This window comes from Dehalococcoidia bacterium (assembly GCA_030648205.1).
Lineage (GTDB): Bacteria > Chloroflexota > Dehalococcoidia > JAUSIH01 > JAUSIH01 > JAUSIH01.
Genome location: JAUSIH010000027.1, coordinates 1 through 9,376, shown reverse-complemented (window position 1 = coordinate 9,376; position 9,376 = coordinate 1). Strand labels below are relative to the sequence as shown.

The 9,376-nt window shown below is 65.5% G+C and carries 9 protein-coding genes; 7 read left to right on the top strand and 2 right to left on the bottom strand.

Features of this window, described 5'->3' with window-relative positions; translation table 11 throughout:
• The first annotated feature begins 272 nt into the window (after positions 1 to 272).
• The 7 genes from Q7T26_03060 to pilM are packed head-to-tail and all read left to right on the top strand — an operon-like array spanning position 273 to position 7,423.
• Positions 273 to 1,913 (top strand): GspE/PulE family protein, encoded by a 1,641-nt coding sequence (locus tag Q7T26_03060; GenBank protein ID MDO8531136.1) that lies wholly within the window; start codon positions 273 to 275, stop codon positions 1,911 to 1,913.
• 39 nt (positions 1,914 to 1,952) lie between these two features.
• Positions 1,953 to 3,164 (top strand): type II secretion system F family protein, encoded by a 1,212-nt coding sequence (locus tag Q7T26_03055; protein MDO8531135.1) that lies wholly within the window; start codon positions 1,953 to 1,955, stop codon positions 3,162 to 3,164.
• 35 nt (positions 3,165 to 3,199) lie between these two features.
• Positions 3,200 to 3,550 (top strand): type II secretion system protein, encoded by a 351-nt coding sequence (locus Q7T26_03050; protein ID MDO8531134.1) that lies wholly within the window; start codon positions 3,200 to 3,202, stop codon positions 3,548 to 3,550.
• Between the two features lie 10 nt (positions 3,551 to 3,560).
• The gene (locus Q7T26_03045) at positions 3,561 to 4,070 is read left to right on the top strand and encodes a prepilin-type N-terminal cleavage/methylation domain-containing protein (protein ID MDO8531133.1); all 510 of its coding nucleotides are present in this window, start codon (positions 3,561 to 3,563) and stop codon (positions 4,068 to 4,070) included.
• A gap of 8 nt (positions 4,071 to 4,078) precedes the next feature.
• Complete coding sequence (locus Q7T26_03040; GenBank protein ID MDO8531132.1) at positions 4,079 to 4,948, top strand: hypothetical protein; 870 nt, start codon at positions 4,079 to 4,081, stop codon at positions 4,946 to 4,948.
• Between the two features lie 5 nt (positions 4,949 to 4,953).
• Entirely contained in the window at positions 4,954 to 5,883 is a 930-nt protein-coding gene (locus Q7T26_03035; GenBank protein MDO8531131.1) for a hypothetical protein, read from the top strand.
• Positions 5,873 to 7,423, top strand: coding sequence for a pilus assembly protein PilM (gene pilM / locus Q7T26_03030; GenBank protein ID MDO8531130.1), 1,551 nt, complete (start codon positions 5,873 to 5,875; stop codon positions 7,421 to 7,423). Before Q7T26_03035 ends, pilM begins: the two co-directional genes overlap by 11 nt.
• A 463-nt stretch (positions 7,424 to 7,886) precedes the next feature.
• On the opposite strand, the gene Q7T26_03025 is transcribed toward pilM, so the two are convergent.
• Positions 7,887 to 8,234 carry a type II secretion system protein gene (locus Q7T26_03025; GenBank protein ID MDO8531129.1) on the bottom strand — a complete coding sequence of 116 codons (348 nt, stop codon included), beginning with the start codon at positions 8,232 to 8,234 and terminating at the stop codon, positions 7,887 to 7,889.
• A gap of 313 nt (positions 8,235 to 8,547) precedes the next feature.
• A partial coding sequence (locus Q7T26_03020) for an HD domain-containing phosphohydrolase (GenBank protein ID MDO8531128.1) occupies positions 8,548 to 9,376 on the bottom strand: 829 nt, incomplete at its 5' end.

The following is a 9,376-nucleotide window of genomic DNA, read 5'->3' as shown; positions in this document are numbered from 1 at the left end:
CCTCCTTTCCCTCAGGAGACTACCCCTCCCTGTTCTTATCATACAACGTCGGTCTCGCCACCGTAATCGGGCCGCCGGCGCACCCCCGATACCCACGTATGCGCACACAGGGGGCACGCACCGTTAGTACGAATTCACCCCGTCGCTTTAACCTAAAGTACTATTGTCCGCACGTATCGGGCGCCGCATACTCAACACAGCTCCACCAGCTTCCCTCACTCTGTCAATGGCCTCCGGTAGCCCGCCCCGAAGCCCTGTAGGAGGACACCTTGATGATGACACACCCAATCCGGTCTCTCACCGTCTCTCCTGAGAGCGAGCAAAAACCGTCATCTTCCGAGCCACTCCCACAGGCCGAGGCGGCGCACTCCACCCCTGCCCTGCTGCGGCTCGTTGCCTCTCGAGACGCCGCGTCCGTGTCCACCGGCGTCAACCTCAAAAAGCAGCGCATAGACCCTTCTGTCCTGGCCCTGGTGCCGGAGAACCTGGCCCGCAGGCATCGCGTGGTGCCTATCCACGCGGAAGGCGACCGCCTGGCCGTGGCCATGGCCGACCCTGAGGACCTGCAGGCTATTGATGACCTCCACGCCCACTGCGGGCTGCACATCATCCCGGTGCCGGTGGCGGAGGCCGAGATTCTGGAGGCCATTGACCTCTACTACAAGGTCACGGGGGAAATCACGCGCGAGCTTCAGCAGTTCGCCCCCGCCGAGCGCGAGGCCGCCGCCATTGCGCCGGAGGTCGTGACCCGGACGCCCATCGTCCGAACGGTGGACCTGATGCTCAGCCAGGCAATCAAGGACAGGGCGTCCGACATCCATATCGAGCCGCAGGCCAGCCGCCTGCGCATCCGGTTCCGCATTGACGGCATCCTTCACGAGGTCTTCTCCCTGCCCACCAGCACCCACGCGCCCCTCGTGTCGCGGCTCAAGATCATGGCCGGCATGAACATCGCGGAGCGGCGCTTGCCGCAGGACGGCCAGCTCAGCCTCTCCTCGGACGGGCGCGAGGTGGACATGCGCGCGGCCACCACCGATACCATCTACGGGGAAATGATGGTGCTGCGCATCCTGGACAAGTCCGCCTCCATCCGCAACCTCTCCGACCTGGGCTTCCTGCCGGAAATACTGGGCCGCTATAACCGCATGCTGAAAAGCAGCCACGGGATGATCCTTGTCTGCGGGCCGACGGGGTCCGGCAAGACCACGACTCTCTACGCCTCGGTCAGCCAGATGGACCACAGCGAACGCAATGTCATCACCATCGAAGACCCCGTGGAGTACCGCTTCCCCGACGTCAACTCCATCCAGGTGAACCCCAAGGCGGGACTCACGTTTGCCGTAGGGCTGCGCTCCATCATGCGCCTTGACCCCGACGTCATCCTGGTGGGAGAGATACGCGACAGCGAGACGGCCCGCATCGCGGTGCAGGCGGCGCTCACCGGGCACCTGGTCCTGTCCTCCATCCACGCCAACGACGCGGTGGGCTCCCTGTCCCGGCTCATCAACCTGGGCATTGAGCCTTTCCTGGTGGCGTCGGCGCTGGTGGGAGTGCTGAGCCAGCGCATGGTGCGCCGGGTGTGCCCGCACTGCCGCACGCGCGGGCCGGTGCCCGCCGACCAGGCCGTGACGTACGCCAATACTCTGCACGAGACGCTGGAAGAGGCCGTCTCCGGCGCGGGCTGCCAGTTCGACATGGGAACGGGCTACCTGGGCCGCACCGGCATCTTTGAGCTGCTGGCCATGAGCGAGGACGTCCGCAAGCTGGTGACCGCGGGCGCGAGCGGCGGGGAAACCGCCGCGCAGGCGGCCCGGGACGGGACCGTGCCCATGCTCAAAGACGGCATGCTGAAGGCCAAGATGGGCATGACCACCATCTCCGAGGTGCTGCGCACCGTCTATTCGGCGACCTAGTGAGGAGCCGCAACACGAAAGGCCGGACGACGTAACAGTATGCCATTCCAGTATGTGGCCTCCACCGCCGATGGACGCCTGATAGAGGGAGTTCTGGATACGGCCGAGGAGGTGGACGCCGAGAAGTCCCTGGAGAAGGCGGGGTACCGTGTCCTGCGCCTCCGGTCCTTTTCGCGGCGCCCCTCCATGGGCGAGCTTTTCCCAAGCGTCACCCACCCCACCGCCTCGGACATCATCGCCTTGTTGCGTCAGCTCAGCATTCTGCTGGAGACGGGCACCCCCCTGCTGTCCGCGGTCCAGGTGCTGCGCCAGCAGGCCATCAAACCCGGCCTCCAGAGCATCCTCACCTCTGTCATCCAGTCGGTCCAATCGGGGAGCACCATGTCAGACGCCCTGCGGCAGCACCCCAACGCGTTCAACCAACTTACTGTACGCATGATAGAGATGGGAGAGCGATCAGGCGGCCTTGAACAAGTCCTGCGGCAGGTCGCAGGCTACATAGACCGCGAAAGGGCCATCGCCAAGAAGCTCATGAAGGCTCTGGTCTATCCCGCCATCGTCGTGACGGTAGCGGTTGCGGTCGTCATCTTAATCCTGACGTTCGTGCTGCCGCAGATTTCCAAGGTCTTCCTTTCGCTCAAGGTGAATCTGCCATGGACCACCCTGGTGATGATGCGCCTGAGCGACTTTCTGGTGGCGTATGGCCTCTATCTCGCGCTGGCCGTCGTCGCCCTCGGCATAGCTACAAAGGTGTATATCAGCCGTCCCGCAGGCCGTCGCCGGTTCCACCGGCTCCTGCTCTCCCTGCCCCTGATAGGGTCCCTGCTCGCGTTGCAGGCCACCGCCCGCCTCAGCCGGACAATGGCCATGCTGCTCCACGCGGGCATCCCGATATCCGACGCGCTGGTCCTCACGCGCGCAACTGTCTCCAACGTGGTATTGAACGAGGCCCTTGCGGCAGCCCAGGAGCAACTGCTGCAAGGCCAGGGCCTCGCCGTGCCTCTGGGCCGCGTCCCCTACTTTCCGCCCCTGTTCATCCAGATGGTCCGCGTGGGCGAGGAGTCCGGCACCCTGGAGTCCAACCTGACGCACGTCGCTGACTCGTACGAGCAGGAGGTAGAGGAGCGCATAGACTCCCTGGTCTCGCTCATCGAGCCTGCCCTTACCCTCGGCATCGGAGTGCTGGTGGCCTTCATTGCCCTGTCCGTCATCCTGCCCATGTTCTCAATGGGACAAGCGCTCAGGAAGTGAACGGCCCCGCCGTGCGGGGAAGGAGCGTTCTGAGGATGGACCAGCGCGGATCGAGCCTGCTTGAGAGCGTTTTGGCTGTCGCGTTGCTGGGCATCGTGGCGGTAGTGCTCCTGGCGGGGCTTTCGTCGGGCTCCCTGGCGACCCGCGAAGCGCAGTCCAGCGTCGGCGCGGAGCAGATGGCGCTTTCGCAGGTTGAATACATGAAAGGCCTGCCGTACCAGGCGCCTCCCGCAAGCTACGCGACGGTGACGCCATCGCCAGACTATACCCTCACCGCCAGCGCGGTGTCCGCCGAAAGCGATAACAACGTCTCTCTGGTCACCATCACCGTCTCCCTGAACGGGCAGCCCTACGTGACCCTGCAGACGTACAAGACTAACCGGTAGGACTGGACGCATGCATACCGTTGCACAGCTCGTCGGAAACCTGCGCGGCGACCAGCGGGGGAGTACCCTTCTGGAGATGCTCATCTCCGCCGCGATTACCGGACTTATCGCGGCGCCCGCGGGCGCCGCCATGTTCGAGACATTTCAGACTACGACATGGAACACCCAGCAATCAGCCCAGTTGCAGGACCTGCGCACCGCGGCGACATGGCTGAGCGTGGACATCCCGCTGGCAAACTCCACCGATCTGCCGGACGGCGGCCCGGCCCAGAGCTCGGTCGCCATCACGTCCACGGACCGTTACGGCGGCGGAAGCACGCTGCGCCAGGTCTCGTACGCGCTCGTGGGGACGGAGCTGCGGCGGACAGCGGACGGGGCCACCCATACAATCGCCTGGCGCGTCACCGCCGTGTCCTTTCTGCGGACAGGCGCTCTGGTTACCCTCACCCTGACCACGCCGTCGCCTTCGGGAAGCGCCACCCAGACGATCTACCAGTTCTCGATACGGAGTACGGGTTGAACGCGCCCATGACGTGGTCCGTGAACGGAGAGGTCCGCGAGCTTGCGCGTGACGAGCGCGGCCAGGTCCTGGTCCTGGTGCTCATCGTCCTGGCGGTGGGCACGCTCATGGTCACCTCCTTCCTGACCGCGGAGTCCGCGGACCTCCTGAGCGCCAGGGAGTCGTCCGCGCACCTGGGCAACCGGACGGCGGCGGACGCGGGCGTGGAGCATGGTATCTGGCGCGTCCGCTATGACCCAACCTTCGTCGCCGGCCTGCCCGTGTCCACGCCCGTCTCTTACCAGAAGACGGTGGACGGCATGCCGGTCACCATCTCGGTCACCCTTGTCCCTACACCCACCCCTCTGCCGACGCCGACCCCCCAGCCAGGCCACAACTTCCAAGTAGGCAAGACGGTCGAGCCTCCCTACGCTCCGCCGGGCCAGACCACCGTGTTCACGTACACCATCCAGGTCATCAATACGGGCACCGCCACTATCAAGCTGGAACAGATGTGGGACGTGCTCCCACAGGGGTTCACGTACGTGCCGGGAAGCAGCAGCGGCTTCACCACCGCCGAGCCGACGCTCTCCATGCAGAACGGCCAGCAAACGGTGGACTGGGAGTTCAACTCTCCAAAACCCAGCATCGCCTCGGGCCAGACGGGCACTCAGGTCTTCCGGGCGACGGCCACTCCACAGGACGGAACGTACTACAACCAGGCGTGGGTGGAGCCCACTTACGACAGCGGCAATCCGGCGTCAAGCGGCGACGCGGCTCCGATCGCCGTCACCCTGCCGCAGTATGACATCCGCGCCTCGGCGGGCACCGTCGCCATCCGCTCGCGGGTGGGCATCCAGAGCGGCGTCGTCCGCATACGCTCCTGGCGCGAGGAGTAACGAAGGTGAAGGCTGAATACGTACTGAATACGTCTGGCGGTGTGGGAGGGCGGGCTGCTCTTCTTCGGGTCCGGCCTGACATTCTGGTCAAGGGACTCATCGCGCTTCTCGCGGTCGCCTACCTGGGCCTTGCCGTAGGGGCCGCGGTGCAGACACGAGCAGCCGAGAAGGCACGGAAAGACGTCAGTATCCTGCGCGACACCGTCGCCCAGACGTCGGTGGACGTCCCGGCGGTGGAGGCCCGTCTGCGGACGGCCGAGGAGCGCCGCGCGGCGAGTACCCGGCTCGTGCCCCCGCGACTGCTAGCGTCCCAGGTCGTGGTCCTGGTGATGGCGGAGGCCCGCACGGCCGGGGTGGACGTTCGCGACCTCAAGGCGAATACACCGGAACAGGAGAAGGTGGGCGACCGCGTGTATGAGGCGCACCGCTACTCTCTGACGGCCCAGGGGGACAGAGAACAGGTCATGGAGTTCCTGCGCCGCCTGGACGCGGCAGCAATGGACACACTGATCCTGCGCTCAACCACCATCACGCAGTCGAAGGACTTCTTCTCTCTGGGCCTCGCGTTTACCGTCTATGCGCAGCCCGGCGCCGCCGAGATCGCCGGCCACGACAGCGCGCCTCCGACGCCGCTGCCCCAGGCCGTGCTGCGGGAGCGCGCCCGGCTACAGGCGACGGTGAAGCAGTACTGGGACCAGGGCGGCTGGGACCTGGTCATCGGCGTCCTGAACGAGCTGCGGAATCCTAATGTTCCGTCGGAATCCCTGGACGCCATGCTCTATCAGGCCTACGTCGCGCACGGGCGGGATCTGGCCGGCGCAGGCAAGGTGGACATGGCGATCGCCGAGTTCAGGGCGGCGCTGGCCCTGCGTCCCGGCGGGCCGGAGGCCCGTGACGGGCTGCGCCGCGCCCAGGAGGCGCCCGGTGGCCGTTAGCGTCAGTTCCCCCAGAGAGACCCCGCCGTGCGGGGCTGCGGTGGAGGCGGCCACAAGCCGCCCCCGCGGAGGCGTTCTCGGCGCCTTCGAAAGGCTCGTTGACCGGCGCACCGTGACGCTCAGCGTCGAGGCCGGCGCCGTGCGGATGGTCGTCTTCCGCGGCAGCCGTGTGGTCACGTGGGCGACGGCGCCCCTGCCCGCAGGAGTCGTCCGCGACGGGGCCGTTGAAAATAAAGAGGCGCTGGAGAAAGCCGTCAACGTCCTGCTCTTGCCGGAGGGCCTGGAGAGGACCAGACGCATGCTCCTGGCCATTCCGGGGAGCAGGGCCATGCTGCGGACGATAGCCCTTCCCGATATCAAAGGCGACGTCCTGAAGGAAGCCATCCCGCGCCTGGCCCGCACGGAGCTGCCCGTGGCCCTGGAGGACGTCTACCTCTTCTGGCGGACTCTCCCCGCACGCGACGGGCAGAGAACGCTGTTCCTCCTGGGCGTTCTGCGCGGGATCATGCAGAGCCACGTACGCGCCCTGGGCGCACTTGGTCTCCGGCCCAGGCTGGTGGACATCAGGCCCTTCGCGCTCGCCAAAGCCGCGAACCGGACGGATTGCCTCATCGTGGACATCGCCCCCCACGGCTTTGACATCGTGGTCGTCGCGGGAGGCGTGCCGGTCCTGGTCCGCTCCCTGAACGCGCCGCCGGGTGAGGCATCCCCGGAGAAACAGGCCGCTCGCATCTCGGAGGAGGTGGGGCGGACGCTCCAGTTCTACGAGAGCGGCGAGCGCAACGGAGTCTCCCTCCAGCAGGCGTCGCTGGTCATCACGGGGGACATGGCGTCCGAGCCTCCTCTGGAAGAGCTCCTGCGCAAGAGTGTGGACTTGCCACTGGAGCCGCTCCGTGTCCCGCTCGACTATCCGGAGGACTTCCCTGTCGCGGAGTACGCGGCGAACTTGGGGCTGGCGCTGCAGTCCATGCCCGCCAGGATTCCCGCCTGCCGGTTCAACGTGGACCTTCTGCCCAGGGAGCTGGGCCCCCGGCCCATACCTTACAAGCAGATAGGCGTCGGGCTTGCGATGGCCGCGGCTCTGAGCGGCCTTGCGCCTGTCGCGGGATACAAGGCGTCCCTGGACCAGGATGTCGCCCGTCTCACCCGCCTCAAAGCGCCACTGTCCAGAGAGGTGACCGCGCGGCGGCAGGCTCTGGCGGACGTGCGGTCACTGGAGGAGCGCATCCAGAAGATCAGCGCGGAGGCGGAGAGCCTGGAGAAGGGATACGGACAGTTGGTGGAAGGCAGGGGCACCCTCAGCGCGGTCATGCAGGTTGCGGCCAGCGCGGCGCCCCCTCAGGTGACCCTTGCAACGGCTAAAGGGGAGACGGGACGAAGCGTGACCCTGTCCGGGACGGCCGACAGCTATGAGACCGCCCTCCAGTACCTCCGCGCCCTGGAGAACACCGGCCAGTTCAAAAAGGTGCAGGTGGACACCGTGTCGCAGCAGGGCGATCAGGGAAACGTATCGTTCACCTTCCGTCTGACGACACGCTGATAACAGGTCTCCCTCAGCCGCCCACCTCATGTAGTGCTTCTGAAACCTCGTTCACGGAACAAGCCCCCTCGCTCCCCATTCCTTATCCAAAGACGCGGGAGGGCAAGAGCTTGTGGGAGGACACCTCCCACTCCTCCGGTGGGCCACAGGGCGGCCATGCATCCTCCCTTTGCGAAACTTCACCTCCTCTAGAAGTCATTTCAAACCACCGCTCACCCTTCGACAAGCTCAGGGTGAGCGGTGGTTTTTCCGTTCATGGTGAGCTTGTCGAACCATGAAGCCAAATTTTGGAACGGGTTCTAGTCTGCCTCACGCCAGACACTCCAAACGGGGATGCCGTTACGAAGCGGTAGAAGCACTACGCCAGCCCCAGAAAATACGAAAGGCCCCGGGATTCTCCGGGGCCTTTCGCTGGCGGGTAGCCTATCTCTCTTTAGAAGAGCCAAGGCGTCAAGGAAGGAGACTAGGGTCCAGGCGAGACCTGTCCTGTGGCGATCCACTTGTAGCCGGCCGCAAACCCTGTGGTCTGGATGCGTATGTAGTCCGGATACAGCGGAGGGGTTGAGGCTCCGAGGTCCGCCGTCCCCGCCGCCTGGACTGGCACCGCCGCGAGCTTGTTCTTGGTCATGTAGAGGTCCATGGCGGTCTGGACAGCCTGCAACTCCGTGTTGTTCGCCTCCGTCGTGCCGCTCGTGATGAACTGGGTCACGTTCGGCAGGGCGACGGCGGCGAGGACGCCCAGAATGGCGACCACGACCAGCAACTCGACCAGGGTAAAGCCCTTCTGTTCCCGGACCAGACGATGTGACATGAACGCACCTCCTGTTTCGTTCTGGCTCCTCGATTTTTGCGGAGGCCTCGGCAGAATCGCCGTGCCCCGCGTTTGAAGCCAGACTACTACAGGGCGGCGCCATTGATAATAGCCCCTTGGTACCGTTAGGGGTGAGCAAAAAGTCCTGTGGCTATGGGAGAGGCGGGGATAGATAGGCAGAGACAAACGGCTTCAGGAAGGAGCGTCCAGAATTGGTCGTGGTATCGCCGGGCGCATGACTGTCTGAAGCTGCCGCGGGGCGAGCGTCTTCTACGTGAGCGTCAGTCAACCAGACGGCGCTATGGCCTGTGTGCTACTTGCCGGCGACGGCCTCGCCCAGGGCTTTCTCCAGCGCTGAGACCACCTGGGGATCGTAGAGCTTACCCGCCTTCTGCTGCATTTCCTTTAAGGCCTGACTCCGCGTGATGACCTTCTTGCGGTAGGAGCGCGGCGTGGTCATGGCCTCCAGGGAGTCCACCACCCGGAGGATGCGCGCCGCCAGGGGAATCGCCTCACGGGCCAGGCCCAGCGGATAGCCGGAGCCGTCGAAGTTCTCGTGGTGGTGCAGCACCGCGTCGCGGACGCTGGACTGGATGCGGGCGTCGGAGAGAAGCCTGGCTCCAACCTCAGGGTGCTTGACCATCTTCTCGCGCTCCTCTGGCGACAGGACGCCACGCCGATTGAGCGCTTCCTCGGGGAGCGCCAGGAGGCCAATATCATGCAGGTAGGCGGCCTCCTCCACGTCCTCCCGCGCCAGGCCCATGACCTGCGCCACGCTCACCGCCAGCGCCGCCACCGTGCGGGAGCGCTCATGCCGCTCCGGGCAGCGTCCGTCCACCGCGGCGGCGAGTGTTCGGACAAACTCCCGGTACTGCTCCTCCAGCCTGCGGCTCGTCTCGCGCATCTCCGCCACGCCCGCCTGCTGGGTTTGCAGGAAGCTATTCAACCCCCGGATCTCCCCCATCCGCTGCTCCAGGTCCTTCTTCTCCTTCTCCTGCTCCTGCGACTTGATCTTCAGGCTCTCATAGAGCCGCGCGTTCTCGATTGCCGCGGCCACCTGCCCCGCCAGCACGGTGAACAACTCCATGTCGCTCCGGGTGAAGGCGGCGTTGCCCCGCTGCTTGGACAGGTTCATCACCCCG

Bases quoted from the DNA above. Each gene is read 5' to 3' on its own strand.
- Q7T26_03060 (MDO8531136.1), top strand. From the start codon at position 273: ATGATGACACACCCAATCCGGTCTCTCACCGTCTCTCCTGAGAGCGAG.
- Q7T26_03055 (MDO8531135.1), top strand. From the start codon at position 1,953: ATGCCATTCCAGTATGTGGCCTCCACCGCCGATGGACGCCTGATAGAG.
- Q7T26_03050 (MDO8531134.1), top strand. From the start codon at position 3,200: ATGGACCAGCGCGGATCGAGCCTGCTTGAGAGCGTTTTGGCTGTCGCG.
- Q7T26_03045 (MDO8531133.1), top strand. From the start codon at position 3,561: ATGCATACCGTTGCACAGCTCGTCGGAAACCTGCGCGGCGACCAGCGG.
- Q7T26_03040 (MDO8531132.1), top strand. From the start codon at position 4,079: ATGACGTGGTCCGTGAACGGAGAGGTCCGCGAGCTTGCGCGTGACGAG.
- Q7T26_03025 (MDO8531129.1), bottom strand. From the start codon at position 8,234: ATGTCACATCGTCTGGTCCGGGAACAGAAGGGCTTTACCCTGGTCGAG.